Consider the following 13104-nt stretch of genomic DNA (forward strand, 5'->3'; position numbering starts at 1 on the left):
CGACCGGTCCGGCGCCGGCATGCCGGTACCCGCGCCGAGTCTCACCCACCTGGCCCGGCTCAGTGACGACACCGGCCTCTTCGAGCACGCCCGGCACGCCATCGTCCGTCGGGAACACGGCTACTGCACCGACGACGTCGCCCGGGGTCTGCTGGTCGCCAGCCGGGAGCCGGAACCGTCGGCGCAGGTGCTCGGGCTGGCCGAGTGCTACCTGGCCTTCCTCACCCACGCCCAGGACGGTCGCGGCGCCTTCCACAACCGCCTCGGCCACGACCGGCGCTGGACCGACCAGCCCGGTCTCGGTGACTGGTGGGGGCGGGCGCTGTGGGGGCTGGGGACGGCCGCCGCCCGCAACCCCGCCGACTGGATCCGCACCGAGGCGCTCGTGGCCTTCAGCCGCGGTGCGGCCCGGCGGTCGGCCGCGCCGCACGCCATGGCCTTCGCCGGGCTGGGCGCCGCCGAGGTGCTGCGCCGCCATCCCGGGCACGCCGTGGCGGGGGCGCTGCTCGACGACGCCGCCGGGGCGGTCGGTGCCGGCGATCCCGACCCGCGCTGGCCGTGGCCGCAGCAGCGGCTCAGCTACGCCAGCGCCGCCCTCGCGGAGGTCGTCATCGCCGCCGGCCACCTGCGCGGGAACGCCGCACTGCTCGCCGACGGGCTGCGGATGTTGACCTGGCTGTGCGAGGTGCAGGTGCGCGACGGGCGGCTCTCGGTCGTACCCGTCGGCGGCTGGCGGCGCGACGGCGCTCGTCCGCGGCACGACCAGCAGCCCATCGAGGTCGCCGCCCTCGCCGACGCGTGCGCGACCGCCGCCGCGATCACCGGCGACCCGGCCTGGAGGATCGCGCTCGGGCGGGCCGTCGGATGGTTCCTGGGTCACAACGACCTCGGCATGGCCATGTGGGACCCGGCGACCGGCGGCGGCTACGACGGGCTCACCCCGCACGGCCCCAACTTCAACCAGGGCGCCGAGTCGACCCTGGCGCTGATCTCCACCCTCCAGCACGCCCGGCAGTGGTCGTGACCGGGATCCTGGCCACCCGCCAGAGCCACACGCTCGCTCCCGATCCCCGACGGGTCGTCGTCAAGCTCTTCGTCCCGGGAGAGGACGCCGCGGTGGCGCGCACCCGCGCGCACGACCTCGTCGACCGGATCGCGAGCCTCGACCCGGACGAGACGCGGCTCCTGCTCCGGCGGACCCTGCGCGACTTCGGCGACCGGCACCGCGACCTGGAGGGCACCTTCCGGCACCACTACGAGCTCGTCCGGCACCGGGTCGAACGCAGCCGGCAGCTCTCCCCCACCGCGCGGCTGCTGGTCGGCGCCTACTTCAGCCACGAGTACGCCGTCGAGGCCGCGGCCCTGTGCAATCCGTCCATGGTGGCCCATCCCGACCAGTCCGGGCTGCACCCGGGGCAGCTGCGGGTGGCGGTCAGCCTGCGCCAGATCGGAGAGGGTCACCTCTCCTCCATCGGGTTCGCCAGCGCCGTGCTGGGGCCCGGGAGCCGCCTCGCCGTGCGAAGGCGCTCGGGACCGCTGGTGAGCGGCCGACGCAGCCACGTCCATCACCGACGGGACCTGCTCGCCGCCGGGCTACGCGAGGAGGGTTGGGACAACGAGGTCTGCGCGACCGTGCTGGCCGCCCTGCCGGAGCGGTACGACGAGGCCGGCCTGGAACGGACACTGGCCGCGCTGCCACCCGACCTGCTGTACCGCCATACCACCACGGACACCCTGGAGCAGCTGCGCCGGCTCTCCGCGGCCAGCTACGCCGTCGCCTTCCCGGCCGACACCCTCCTGCACGAGCGGGTGCTCTGGCCGGCCACCGCGGCGGAGAGCAACGGCATGGAGGACGCCCGGTTCGTCAGGTTCGTCGACGACGCCGGCACCCCGACGTACCAGGCGACGTACACCGCGTACGACGGTCGCCACATCGCCGCCCGGAGGTTGGCCAGCGACGATCTGACCCGGTTCCGGATCGACCCGATGCGCGGACCGGGCGCCCGGAACAAGGGGATGGCGCTCTTTCCCCGGACCGTCGACGGCCGGCACCTGGCGCTCTGCCGCTCCGACGGCGAGACCATCGGCCTGACCGTCCTGGCCGACGACGGGTCCTGGCAGGCGCCGGTGCCGCTGCACGGGCCGCGCCGCGGCTGGGAGCTCATCCAGGTCGGCAACTGCGGATCGCCCGTCGAGACGGCGGCGGGCTGGCTGGTGCTCACCCACGGCGTCGGTCCGATGCGCCGCTACGCCATCGGGGCCCTGCTGCTCGACCTGCACCGGCCGGAGCGGGTGCTCGCGGAACTGCCCGGGCCGCTGCTGGCCCCCGACGACACCGAGCGCGAAGGATACGTGCCGAACGTCGTCTACTCCTGCGGCGGCCTGCTCCACGACGGGCTGCTCTGGCTGCCGTACGGGGCCAGCGACGCCCGGGTCGGCTTCGCCACCGTACCCCTCGACGCGCTGGTCGAGGCGATGGTCGACCACCGCTCCGGCTGAGCGCAGACCGCCCGGCGGACCTACCGGCCGGGAACCTCATCGACCTCGGGCCGGTCGATCGCACGAAGCCGTCACCCGACGGCACCTTTGTGGAAGATGCCGTCGGGTGACGGAAACTCGTGCCCTAGCGGTGCGGGCCCCGGCTGCCGGTGACCGGCCGCCGGGGCCCACCCCGTCAGGCCTAGGAGGTCCTGCGGCGGTAGAGGAAGAGCAGGCTCGCGCCGGTGGCGACGGCGAGGCTGCCGAGGCCCGTCAGCACGGGGACCAGCGCGCCACCGCCGCTACCACCGGTCACCGGCAGCTGCGTGCGGCTCGGGGTCGGGAACCCGGTCGGGGTACCCGTGGGCTGTCCGGTCGGGGTGCCCGTGGGGGTACCGGTGGGCTGTCCGGTCGGGGTGCCCGTGGGGGTACCGGTCGGCGTGCCCGTCGGAGTGCCCGTGGGGGTACCGGTCGGCGTGCCCGTCGGAGTGCCCGTGGGGGTACCGGTCGGCGTGCCCGTCGGAGTGCCCGTGGGGGTACCGGTCGGCGTGCCCGTCGGAGTGCCCGTGGGGGTACCGGTCGGCGTGCCCGTCGGAGTGCCCGTCGGCGTGCCGGTGGGCTGGCCCGTCGGAGTGCCCGTGGGGGTGGTGGTCGGGCTTCCTGTCGGCTGGAGACAGACGGGGGCGTTGATGGTGTTGGTGTCGAGGGTGACGGCGCCGGTCCGGGCCAGGGCCCGGCCCTGCAGGGTCGCGCCGGTGTTCATGCTGATCGAGGTCTGGGCCAGGATGTTGCCCATGAACCGGGTGCCGGTGCCGAGCGTCGCCGAGCTGCCCACCTGCCAGTAGACGTTGCAGGGCGAGGCGCCGTTGATGAACACGACGCTGCTGTTGGAGGCGGTGATGAGGGTGGAGGCGATCTGGAAGATGAACACCGCCGCCGGGTCACCCTGGCTGTTGAGCGTCAGCTGGCCGGTCAGTTGCGCGGCGCCGATGCGGTACACCCCCGGGGTGAGCGTGGCGCCGCCGAGTTCCGCCGGCAGGTTGGTGAAGGGAGTCCGACCGGCGGCGTCGTTGTACGCGGTGGTCAGGTCGTCCTTGGCCTGCAGGGCGACGGCGTCGCCGAGGTGGATCTCGCCGCCGACGACGCCGGGCGGGAAGCCGGGCGCGGTGTTGCCGGGGTGGACGCCGAGGCTCTGCGCCAGGAAGCTCGGACCGGTGTTGGTCACGGTGGAGCCGGCCAGTACGGAGAAGTTCGCCGCTGTGCCCAGGCCGACCGGCGCCTCGGCGGCGCTGGCGCCGGTGCCACTGACGATCAGCACGGCGACGGCCGCGCTGGCGGCGGCGACGGCCGCGAGCGCCGGCATTGCCGCGCGCCGGAGATGACGGATTCGGGTGACTGTCACGATGAGGCCCTCTCATGGTGCGTCTCCGGCCGGCACTGTCGGGACAGCGGGCCGGGAGCCACACAAGTGCAAATATAGGTAGATCGGACTTTTGCACATTCATGGCCACAATGCTCCAATAACTCCCGAAATCGTCGCCGCACATCGACCGGCGGGGCGCCAGGCCGACCGGTGAGCGGCAGACCCGGAACGATCCTCACGTCGACCGGACGCGCCCTCTCCTGAGGGCCCGATCTCGCAGCCGGCCGCCACTCCATTCAGAACGGCGCTTCGTGGACCGGCACCAGACTTGGAAGCCGACAAGAACGGTGGCGGCGCGATCCGTCGGGCGGCAGGGTCGTGCCGTAGGCTGAGGCACGCAGCAGCCGCCCCGGCCCCTGGTGGTGCCCCCTTCCCCGCAGGCACACCACCGGGAGCATCGGATGCCTGTCCCAACCCGCTACGTCGTCCCGGGTCCCGAGTCCGTCGACGATCTCGTCAAGCGGATCGCCGATCGGGACCCGGCCGCCTTCGGTCGCTTCTACCGCCGTCTCGCCCCGGCCGTCTTCGCCCGGGTCCGGGAGAGCCTCGGCGGCCCGGCGCCCGCGGTCGCGGTGACCCGGGCGGTCTTCGTCGAGGTGTGGCGGCTCGCGCCACTGCCAGGATCCCGCCAGCTCGACGGCCTCGCCTGGGTGACCGCGATCGTCGTCCGCCGGACGGCGGACCGGCTCCGTGAGATCAACGGACCGGCGCCCCGCGTCGCCACGGGCTACGACGGTCTCGTCCGCCGCGAGTTGGCCGCCATCCTGGAAGGAGAGCCGCCGCACGGTGACCCGGAGGCGGGCCTGGCGTCGGCCTGATGCCCGTCCACCGGCGGGGTGGAGACGGCGGAATCAGGGAGCGTCAGGCACCGGTTCTGGAGACCGGTGCCTGACGTGACGCGGACGTACGGGTCACCGGGTGGATTGCGGACCAGGCGGGGGTCCCGCGTCGGGGCGCCCGGTCGCGCGACGTTGACGCAGCCGGAGTTGCATGATGCGCGCGGTGCCCGGGAGGGCGACGAGCAGGACGCCGAAGACCGCGGCCAACAGCAGGGCGACACCGATGGGCAACGTCCCGTGCGCGCCGAGGAACGACACCTCGGCGCGTTGACCGTTCTGCAGCACGAAGATCAGGAGCAACAGGAGCACGACCGCGAACAGGACGCTGGCGACCCACAGGCCGCCCATCCGCGAGCGCTGCACCCTCGGCATCCGGTTCACCAGCCGGGCAGCGGATTCGGGTCGTGGGTCTCCGTTGACCGGAGGAGTCGGGTGGGGATGGTTCTGCGGTGCGGTCATCACGAACCGCCACCTTCCGAGGAACGGTCGACATGCCTGGAAGCCGGATGAGCCACCGCAGGCATGGGCGGTGGAGGGGCGTCCGCCAGCGGCGGACCAGTCGGCCACCAGGGTCTCGAGCGGCAACTGCCATCGTACGCGCCTCGATGCCCCGGCGGTCGTGCCGGCGGCCCGCCGCGCCCGGGCCGCCGGCACCCCCGAGGCCGCGCGCGGGAGCCGGTTCCCGAGTACGGTGTGGGCGCCGCCCGGATCGTCCGTCCGCCGGGGCCGGAAAGCGACGGCGCGGACCACGATCGGAGCCGGCGGACAGCCGTACGACGAGGGTGAGCGACATGACCGAGATCCGGTTGTCCGATGTGTTCGTGGAAATGGCCGACACGCTCGTCGACGATTTCGACGTGCTGGAGTTCCTGCACTCCCTGACCGAACGATGCGTCCAGTTGCTGGGCGTCTCGGCGGCCGGTCTGCTGTTGACAGACCAGCGGGACACCCTCCAGGTGGTGGCCGCCTCCTCCGAACGCACCCGACTGCTGGAGTTGTTCCAGTTGCAGACCGATCAGGGTCCCTGCGTGGACTGCTTCCGTACGGGCCGCCCCGTGTCGGTGGTCGAACTGTCCACCGCCGGCCGGTGGCCCCGGTTCGCGGCTGCCGCGGCCGAGGTGGGGTTCGCCGCGGTTCACGCCCTGCCCATGCGCCTGCGCTCCGAGGTGATCGGAACGCTGAACCTCTTCGACATCCGACCGGGCGCGCTCGACGACGGCAGGCTCCGCCTCGGACAGGCCCTGGCCGACGTGGCCACCATCGGGCTGCTCCAGCAGCGCGCCATCCATCGACGCGACATCCTCGCCGAGCAGTTGCAGACCGCGCTGCACAGCCGCGTCCTGATCGAACAGGCCAAGGGCGTCCTCGCCGAGCGTCTCCGGCTGGATGTGGGAGAGGCGTTCTCGTTGTTGCGCGACAGCGCCCGCAGCCGCAACCGGCCACTGTCCGATCTGGCCCGGGCGATCGTCGACGGTTCCGAGCAGCTCCCACCGGTGCAGCCGGCTCGGCGGCCCACCTGAGCATCGGCTCAGCCGCCGGCGGCGTCCTCTTCCTCGCCGGGTTCCGCCAGGGCTCCGTCCCGTGGTGCACGGACCCCTGACAGCGCGTACGGTGAGGCTGTCGCCCGGGTCCCCGGTGGCCGCCGAGATCGCCGCCACCTACCCGAAGGGGCGTCCAACGATGCTCGACTCCACCCCGGCCGTTCGCCGTCCTCGACTGTTCGACGTGCCGGACAGCCGCGAGCAGTCGCTGCGCCACCTCGCCGCGTTGGACTGCGACGATCCCGGTCGCGCGAGGCTCCGTGTCCGGATCATCGAGAACGGCCTGCCGATGGCCGACCGGCTGGCCCGCCGGTACGCCGGACGCGGCGAGCCGTACGACGACCTGGCGCAGGTTGCGGCGCTGGCCCTGGTCAGAGCGGTCGACGGGTTCGACGTCGAGCGAGGTGTGCCCTTCTCCGGCTACGCGGTCCCGAGCATTCTCGGTGCCCTCCGTCGGCACTTCCGCGACACCACGTGGGCGATGCGGGTACCGCGCCGGGCCCAGGAGCTGAACGGCAGGATGCGCGCCGGCACGGCGGAGTTGACGCAGTCGCGGGGCCACCACCCGAGTGCCGCGGAACTTGCCGAGCACCTTGAGGTGCGCGTCGAGGAGATCCAGGCCACCGCCCTCGCGGCGCAGGCCTACCGGCTGATGTCGCTCGACGCGCCGCGTCACGACACCGACGACCTCGGGACGCTCGCGCTCATCGGTGCCGTCGATCCCGCCTTCGCCCGGGTGGACGATCACCTCGTACTGCGGTCGCTCCTGGCAGACCTTCCCCCGCGGGAGCGTCGGATCCTCACGCTGCGGTTCCACGGCCAGCTGACCCAGAAGCTGATCGCCGAGCGATGCGGGCTGTCGCAGATGCACGTGTCACGGCTGCTGAAGCAGTCCCTTGCCCGGCTCCGTGCCGGCATGCCGCGCTGACCGTCCCCGGCCCGCGGCGTATCACCGGCCCGAATGCCCCGACCGGGTCGAATGCGCCGAATCGCCACCCACTGCCCCTGCGCTGTCTCCACGATGAGAACAAGGTCGGATTCGCAACCGAGAGGGGTAGTGCGGCATGAGGCGTCGACGTAGCAGGAGGGTCCCGCTGATGCAGGCGGCGGCGATGTCCCTGGCAGCGGTGGTGGCGGCGGCAGCCGTCGTACGGGCTCGGCGCCGTCGCGCCGTGGGCGACACGATGGGCGGCGATCTTCCCGCCCTGCGCGACGGCGCGTTCGCCGACGCGAGCACGGTCGGGATGCCGGTCTCCGGCGGCGCGGCCGGCCGGGACAAGCAGACTGCGTCATCGGCAGCCGCAGCGCGGTGAGGACGGGGAGCGCCGCCCCACGACCAGGCAGGCACCACGCCGGCCCGGCGTGACCAGGCGGCGCCCGCCCGACGGCCCTGGACGAACGCGCCCCGGCGCGTGCCCAACTGCCTGTGGAGGTGACGGCGGATGAGTGACCCGCCCAGCGGCGCCCGGGCGGCCGACGGGCCACGCGAGGACGTCACGGTCGCCGAACTCGTACAGCGTGCGACGGACCAGATCACCCGCCTGGTACGGGAGGAACTGGCGCTGGCCCGGGCGGAGTTGACCGCCAAGGGTAGACACGCCGGCTCCGGCGCCGCGATGGTCGGCGGCGCCGGCGGATTGGCGCTGTTCGGGACGGGAACGCTCGTCGCCGCGCTCGTCCTGGTCCTCGCCGAGTTCATGCCGGCGTGGGTGGCCGCGCTGGTCGTCGCGGTGGCTCTCTTCGCGATGGCCGGGTTGCTGGCGCTGTTCGGAAAGAAGCAGGTGAAGCAGACGATGCCCGTCAAGCCGGAGGCGACGCTGCACAGCGTACGCGCGGACGCGGAGTCGGTGCGGCAGGCGGCCAGGGAGGGACGAGGACGATGACCCCGAACGCGAGCAGCGACCCGGATCGCACCCGTGCGGACATCGAGGCGACCCGCGCCGAACTCGGTGCCACCGTGCAGGCTCTGGCGGCCAGGACCAACGTGCGGGCCCGGGGTCGGGACAGTGCCCTCGAGATCGGGGGCCGGGCCCGGCGGCGCCTGACCGACTCGGCTCAGGTGCTGCGCGACAGGGCGGCGAAGGCGGTTCAGACCGCCCGGCCGAAGACCGACGGCGCGGGGCTCGACGGAGCAGCCCGTGCGCTTCGCGACCGGCTGGGCGGGATCGGATCGGCCGCCCGCCGACACCCCCTCCTGGTCGTGGTCGTCGCCACCACCGTTGGTCTCGTCGTGACGATGCGTCAGTACGAGCGTCGACCATGAGCGACGCCACCCTCGACACCCAACGCCACGGTGGCAGTCAGTACGCGGAGCTGTCGCGCGTGATCCGGCGCGCGGGCCTGCTCGATCGTCGGCGTCGTTACTACGCGCTGCGCATCGGCGCCCTCGGCGGGTGCTACGTCGGCACGTGGGCGCTGTTCGGGTGGCTCGGTGAGTCGTGGTGGCAACTGGGCGTCGCAGCCGTCCTGGCGGTGGTCTTCGCGCAGGCCGGGTTCATCGGTCACGACGCCGGTCACCGCCAGATCTTCCGTACCCGCCGCGCCAACGACCTGGTCGGCCTGGTGCACGGCAATCTCCTGATCGGCCTCAGTTACGGCTGGTGGATCGACAAGCACAACCGCCATCACGCGCACCCCAACACCGAGGGCCACGACCCGGACATCGTCGTCCGGCCGTTGTCGTTCACCCGGGAGCAGGCGCGGGGGCAGCGCGGGGCGGGCGCGGTCGTGGTCCGGTACCAGGCGTACCTGTTCTTTCCGCTGCTGCTGCTGGAGGGCCTGCACCTGCACGCCAACAGCGTCAAGGCGGTCGTCGGCCCGGGTCGGCTCAGGCGACGCCCCGCGGAGGCCGCGCTGCTGGCCCTGCACGTCGTCGGATACCTCGGGGCCGTGCTGCTCGTGCTGAGCCCGGCGCAGGCCGTCGCGTTCGTCCTCGTCAACCAGGGCCTGCTCGGGCTCTATCTCGGCAGCGCCTTCGCCCCCAACCACAAGGGCATGCCGATCCTCGCCGCCGACGACCGGCTCGACTACCTCCGACGCCAGGTGCTCACCTCCCGCAACGTGCGCGGCAACTGGTTCATCGACGCCCTGCTCGGCGGCCTGAACTACCAGATCGAGCACCACCTCTTCCCCAGCATGCCGCGACCCAACCTCCGGCGCGCCCGGCCACTGGTCCGCCAGTTCTGCGCCGACCACGCCATCCCCTACCACGAGACCAGCCTGACGCGTTCGTGGGCCCAGGTGCTGGGGCACCTGCACGAGGTCGGATCGAGTCGGCCGGCCGACGACGTCGGCCCCCGCTGAGACACGGCCGGGAGGCGGTTCCCGGGCCGGTCGACGGGCGCGGGATGCGCTGGTGCCGGCGTGGTGCGTACAGTTCCGGGTCGGACTTGGCGTGGGCCGGGAAGACCCGGCGCGGGAAACGGGACGAGACAGCGACGGCATGGCGGCGGACAAAATTACGGAAACCGGTCAAGACGGCATCGACCAGGGCCGACTGGAGATCTGTCTCAGCGTCTTCGAGGCGTTGGAGGACCTTCCTCCCGATCACCCCGACGTGGTGCGCGTGCAGCGGGCCACGGCGAGGCTCTACAAGGTGATCAAGCAGCGCCGGCGCGAGGAGCGGCGCGACGCGATCGCGGCGGCGGACCGCGCGGTGACGGCGGCCACCGCCACCGGCGCCCCGGGCCGGATCGACGACGAGACCCAGGGGATCCCGCTCGCCTCCCCCACCGAGGGCACCACGGCCGGCTTCCTGCACAACCCGCGCGGCTGCTACGTCTGCAAGCAGCGCTACCGCGAGGTGGACGCCTTCTACCACCAGCTCTGCCCGACCTGCGCGGCGCTCAACCGGGAGCGCCGCGACGCCCGCACCGACCTGACCGGCCGGCGGGCGCTGCTCACCGGCGGCCGGGCGAAGATCGGCATGTACATCGCGCTGCGGCTGCTGCGCGACGGCGCGCACACCACGGTCACCACCCGGTTCCCGCACGACGCGGTGCGCCGGTTCGCGGCGATGCCCGACAGCGCGGAGTGGCTGCACCGGCTGCGGGTCGTCGGAATCGACCTGCGCGACCCCGCCCAGGTGATCGCGCTCGCCGACTCGGTCAGCAGCCAGGGTCCGCTCGACATCCTGATCAACAACGCGGCGCAGACCGTACGGCGCAGCCCCGGGGCGTACGCTCAGCTCGTCGCCGCGGAGGCCGCGGCCCTGCCGGACGGTCCCCTGCCGGAGATCGTCACGTTCGCCAAGCCTGCCGGCGGGAGCGACCCGGCGGGCAGCCTGACCGCCGCGCCGCAGTCGACTCCGCTCACCCCGCACGCGCTCACGGCGCTCGCGCTGACCAGTGGCTCCGCCTCGCCGGAACGGATCGCGGCGGCCACCGCCATCGACGCCGGCGGCCTGGTGCCGGACCTCGACCCGGTCAACAGCTGGGTGCAGCGGGTGCAGGAGGTGGACCCGGTGGAGCTGCTGGAAGTGCAGCTGTGCAACGTGACGGCCCCGTTCGTGCTGGTCAGCCGTCTGCGGGCGGCGATGGCCGCGGCACCGGCCCGCCGCAAGTACGTGGTGAACGTCTCGGCCATGGAGGGCCAGTTCGGCCGCGGCTACAAGGGCCCGGGGCACCCGCACACCAACATGGCCAAGGCCGCGCTGAACATGCTGACCCGCACCAGCGCCCAGGAGATGCTGACCGACGGCATCCTGATGACCAGCGTCGACACCGGCTGGATCACCGACGAGCGTCCGCACCCGACGAAGATGCGGCTGGCGGACGCCGGCTTCCACGCCCCGCTGGACCTGGTCGACGGCGCGGCCCGGGTGTACGACCCGATCGTCCGTGGCGAGCAGGGCGAGGACCTGTACGGCTGCTTCCTGAAGGACTACGCGCCCTGCGCCTGGTGACCGGCACGTCCATCGATCGAAGCTATTGCCAACCGTCGATCAGCTGTGTAAAAGTTCTTCACTGATTTCATCCTCGTGTAAAAATTCTTCGAGGGAGACCGGATGAAGAGGACCACCACCTGGCTGATGAGCCTCGCCACCACGGCGGCGCTCACCACCGCGCTCGGATCGGCGGCCGCGGCGGAGTCCACGCCGGCCCCACCGCCGCAGCCGCAGTCCGTGGCGGTGTCGGCCGTCGGTCCGCAGCCCGGCACCTTCGTCGGTAAGGGCTTCGACACCTGCGCCGCCCCGTCGCAGTCGGCGATGAACGCCTGGCGGGCCAGCTCGCCGTACCGCGCGGTGGGCATCTACATCAGCGGCGCCAGCCGCACCTGTGCGCAGCCCAACCTGACGGCGACCTGGGTCAGCAACCAGACCGCCAACGGTTGGCGGCTCATCCCCATCGAACTCGGCTACCAGGCGCCCTGCGGCACCCGCGCGCCGAAGATGTCCGCCGACCCCGCCACCGCGCGCTCGCAGGGCCGCACCGCCGCCGACAGCGCCGCCAACGCCGCGCAGGCGCTGGGCATCGGCGCCGGCAGCACCATCTACAACGACATCGAGCACTACCCGACCACCACGGCGTGCCGCGCCGCGGTGCTGTCGTTCCTGTCCGGCTGGGTCGACCGGTTGCACACCCGGGGTTACCTGGCCGGCATGTACTCCAGCGGATCCTCCGGGATCCGGGACGTCTGCCTGGAGTACGACAACGCGAGCTACACCAGGCTGGACCAGATCTGGATCGCCTGGTGGAACGGCGTGGCCGACACCGACGCCGGCGCCTACTGCTCCGACGCGTACTACGCCAACCACCAACGGCTGCACCAGTACGCCGGCGACGTGACGGAGACCTGGGGCGGCGTGACGATGAAGATCGACCGCAACTACCTGGACGTCAGCACGTCCCAGCAGCCGCCCCCGCAGCAGTGGAGCACCACCGTCGACAACACCACGTCCGGCCGGTTCACGGCGAGCACCAACTGGAGCACGTCGGCGTACTCCGGCAGCCGGTTCGGCACGGACTACCGCTTCGCGAACCCGGCGTCGGCCAGCGACGTCGCCTGGTACCGGGCGAACATCCCGGAGACGGGGACGTACGAGATCTCGGTCTGGTACCCGGCCGATCCCGGGTACAACGGCCAGACGCCGTACATCGTCGCCACCGCCTCGGGCAACCGGACGGTGCCGGTCGACCAGCGCGTCAACGGCGGCCGGTGGGTGTCGATCGGCGTGTTCACCCTCGCGGCCGGCGACGCCAACAAGGTCGGGGTGAGCCGCTGGACCAGTGGCAGCGGCTACGTGGTCGCCGACGCCGTACGCCTCACCCGCGCCTGAGCGGAGTGCTACCCGGGTCGACGCGTCGGTCCGGGTAGCACTCGCCCAGCTCGATCTCGGCCCGTACGGCGAACTCGCGCAGCTTCGTCATCGCCTCGTCCGGCCCGCCGGTGGCCTGCACCATCGCCGACTGGGCCAGGACGATCAGCGCCTCGACGGCCTCCTGCGGGCGGGGGTTGACCAGGGCCGCCACCTGGGCCATGTCGTCGTCGAAGTAGGCCAGCAGGATCCGGCTCGCCAGCCCGATGGTCCGGGCGGTGTCCCGCGACAGATCACTCGCCCCGTCTGACGTCACGCCCCGCTCCTCCCCACACCACCGCGCACTCCCGACCGCTGCCGGACGTCCACGCCGGTGCGGGCATCCCCACTCTGCACGGCTCGCGCCACCGTCCCGGCGTGCGGCGGGGTGCCGCTGGCGGGGCCCGGATCCGCCGTCGGCGGGCGGGGCTGGGACGGTGGGGAGAAATCGATTGCCTGCCCTATAGGATCTCAGGCGGACACTCTCGGACGGCGGGTCGCGACGCACGGTGGCGCTCGCGCGTACGG

At 72.7% G+C, this 13104-nt stretch carries 14 protein-coding genes; 11 read left to right on the plus strand and 3 right to left on the minus strand.

Annotation, left to right across the window (positions count from 1 at the left end; genetic code table 11):
* Positions 1 to 19: 19 nt before the first annotated feature.
* The gene (locus AC5L34_RS20080; RefSeq protein WP_494826403.1) at positions 20 to 1024 is read left to right on the plus strand and encodes a glycosyltransferase; all 1005 of its coding nucleotides are present in this window, start codon (positions 20 to 22) and stop codon (positions 1022 to 1024) included.
* The gene (locus AC5L34_RS20085) at positions 1021 to 2499 is read left to right on the plus strand and encodes a glycoside hydrolase family 130 protein (protein ID WP_441177633.1); all 1479 of its coding nucleotides are present in this window, start codon (positions 1021 to 1023) and stop codon (positions 2497 to 2499) included. The genes AC5L34_RS20080 and AC5L34_RS20085 overlap by 4 nt, the downstream gene beginning before the upstream one ends.
* Before the next feature lie 181 nt (positions 2500 to 2680).
* Here the strand turns inward: AC5L34_RS20085 and AC5L34_RS20090 are convergent, their stop codons facing one another.
* Positions 2681 to 3880: an ice-binding family protein gene (locus AC5L34_RS20090; protein ID WP_494826378.1), complete on the minus strand. Its 1200-nt coding sequence runs from the start codon at positions 3878 to 3880 to the stop codon at positions 2681 to 2683.
* Between the two features lie 422 nt (positions 3881 to 4302).
* Between AC5L34_RS20090 and AC5L34_RS20095 the strand changes: the two genes are divergently transcribed.
* On the plus strand, positions 4303 to 4719 hold the full coding sequence (locus tag AC5L34_RS20095) for a sigma-70 family RNA polymerase sigma factor (protein ID WP_441177631.1): 417 nt from the start codon (positions 4303 to 4305) through the stop codon (positions 4717 to 4719).
* 93 nt (positions 4720 to 4812) lie between these two features.
* On the opposite strand, the gene AC5L34_RS20100 is transcribed toward AC5L34_RS20095, so the two are convergent.
* Positions 4813 to 5199 (minus strand): LapA family protein, encoded by a 387-nt coding sequence (locus AC5L34_RS20100; RefSeq protein WP_494826380.1) that lies wholly within the window; start codon positions 5197 to 5199, stop codon positions 4813 to 4815.
* A gap of 332 nt (positions 5200 to 5531) precedes the next feature.
* Between AC5L34_RS20100 and AC5L34_RS20105 the strand changes: the two genes are divergently transcribed.
* The 8 genes from AC5L34_RS20105 to AC5L34_RS20140 all read left to right on the plus strand — a co-directional run bounded on the left by AC5L34_RS20105 (position 5532) and on the right by AC5L34_RS20140 (position 12558).
* A complete protein-coding gene (locus tag AC5L34_RS20105) occupies positions 5532 to 6260 on the plus strand; it encodes a GAF and ANTAR domain-containing protein (RefSeq protein ID WP_441177629.1) in 729 nt (242 codons plus the stop codon).
* A gap of 91 nt (positions 6261 to 6351) precedes the next feature.
* A complete protein-coding gene (locus tag AC5L34_RS20110) occupies positions 6352 to 7209 on the plus strand; it encodes a SigB/SigF/SigG family RNA polymerase sigma factor (protein WP_494826382.1) in 858 nt (285 codons plus the stop codon).
* A gap of 169 nt (positions 7210 to 7378) precedes the next feature.
* Positions 7379 to 7594: a hypothetical protein gene (locus tag AC5L34_RS20115; protein ID WP_441177627.1), complete on the plus strand. Its 216-nt coding sequence runs from the start codon at positions 7379 to 7381 to the stop codon at positions 7592 to 7594.
* 129 nt (positions 7595 to 7723) lie between these two features.
* On the plus strand, positions 7724 to 8164 hold the full coding sequence (locus AC5L34_RS20120) for a phage holin family protein (protein WP_441177626.1): 441 nt from the start codon (positions 7724 to 7726) through the stop codon (positions 8162 to 8164).
* Positions 8161 to 8544: a DUF3618 domain-containing protein gene (locus AC5L34_RS20125; protein WP_441177625.1), complete on the plus strand. Its 384-nt coding sequence runs from the start codon at positions 8161 to 8163 to the stop codon at positions 8542 to 8544. The genes AC5L34_RS20120 and AC5L34_RS20125 overlap by 4 nt, the downstream gene beginning before the upstream one ends.
* A complete protein-coding gene (locus AC5L34_RS20130) occupies positions 8541 to 9584 on the plus strand; it encodes a fatty acid desaturase family protein (RefSeq protein WP_441177624.1) in 1044 nt (347 codons plus the stop codon). The genes AC5L34_RS20125 and AC5L34_RS20130 overlap by 4 nt, the downstream gene beginning before the upstream one ends.
* A gap of 139 nt (positions 9585 to 9723) precedes the next feature.
* Complete coding sequence (locus AC5L34_RS20135; RefSeq protein ID WP_441177623.1) at positions 9724 to 11184, plus strand: SDR family NAD(P)-dependent oxidoreductase; 1461 nt, start codon at positions 9724 to 9726, stop codon at positions 11182 to 11184.
* A 102-nt stretch (positions 11185 to 11286) separates the two neighbouring features.
* The gene (locus AC5L34_RS20140; RefSeq protein WP_441177622.1) at positions 11287 to 12558 is read left to right on the plus strand and encodes a glycoside hydrolase domain-containing protein; all 1272 of its coding nucleotides are present in this window, start codon (positions 11287 to 11289) and stop codon (positions 12556 to 12558) included.
* Here the strand turns inward: AC5L34_RS20140 and AC5L34_RS20145 are convergent.
* Entirely contained in the window at positions 12545 to 12853 is a 309-nt protein-coding gene (locus AC5L34_RS20145; RefSeq protein WP_494826386.1) for a hypothetical protein, read from the minus strand. The two genes, AC5L34_RS20140 and AC5L34_RS20145, sit on opposite strands and share 14 nt — an antisense overlap.
* Positions 12854 to 13104: the final 251 nt, after the last annotated feature.

This window comes from Micromonospora sp. ZG13, from assembly GCF_059359355.1.

What these genes read in the sequence shown, in the direction of transcription:
- AC5L34_RS20140 (WP_441177622.1), top strand. Translation starts at nt 11,287, where the DNA reads ATGAAGAGGACCACCACCTGGCTGATGAGCCTCGCCACCACGGCGGCG.
- AC5L34_RS20135 (WP_441177623.1), top strand. Translation starts at nt 9,724, where the DNA reads ATGGCGGCGGACAAAATTACGGAAACCGGTCAAGACGGCATCGACCAG.
- AC5L34_RS20080 (WP_494826403.1), top strand. Translation starts at nt 20, where the DNA reads ATGCCGGTACCCGCGCCGAGTCTCACCCACCTGGCCCGGCTCAGTGAC.
- AC5L34_RS20125 (WP_441177625.1), top strand. Translation starts at nt 8,161, where the DNA reads ATGACCCCGAACGCGAGCAGCGACCCGGATCGCACCCGTGCGGACATC.
- AC5L34_RS20115 (WP_441177627.1), top strand. Translation starts at nt 7,379, where the DNA reads ATGCAGGCGGCGGCGATGTCCCTGGCAGCGGTGGTGGCGGCGGCAGCC.
- AC5L34_RS20095 (WP_441177631.1), top strand. Translation starts at nt 4,303, where the DNA reads ATGCCTGTCCCAACCCGCTACGTCGTCCCGGGTCCCGAGTCCGTCGAC.
- AC5L34_RS20100 (WP_494826380.1), bottom strand. Translation starts at nt 5,199, where the DNA reads ATGACCGCACCGCAGAACCATCCCCACCCGACTCCTCCGGTCAACGGA.
- AC5L34_RS20130 (WP_441177624.1), top strand. Translation starts at nt 8,541, where the DNA reads ATGAGCGACGCCACCCTCGACACCCAACGCCACGGTGGCAGTCAGTAC.
- AC5L34_RS20105 (WP_441177629.1), top strand. Translation starts at nt 5,532, where the DNA reads ATGACCGAGATCCGGTTGTCCGATGTGTTCGTGGAAATGGCCGACACG.
- AC5L34_RS20120 (WP_441177626.1), top strand. Translation starts at nt 7,724, where the DNA reads ATGAGTGACCCGCCCAGCGGCGCCCGGGCGGCCGACGGGCCACGCGAG.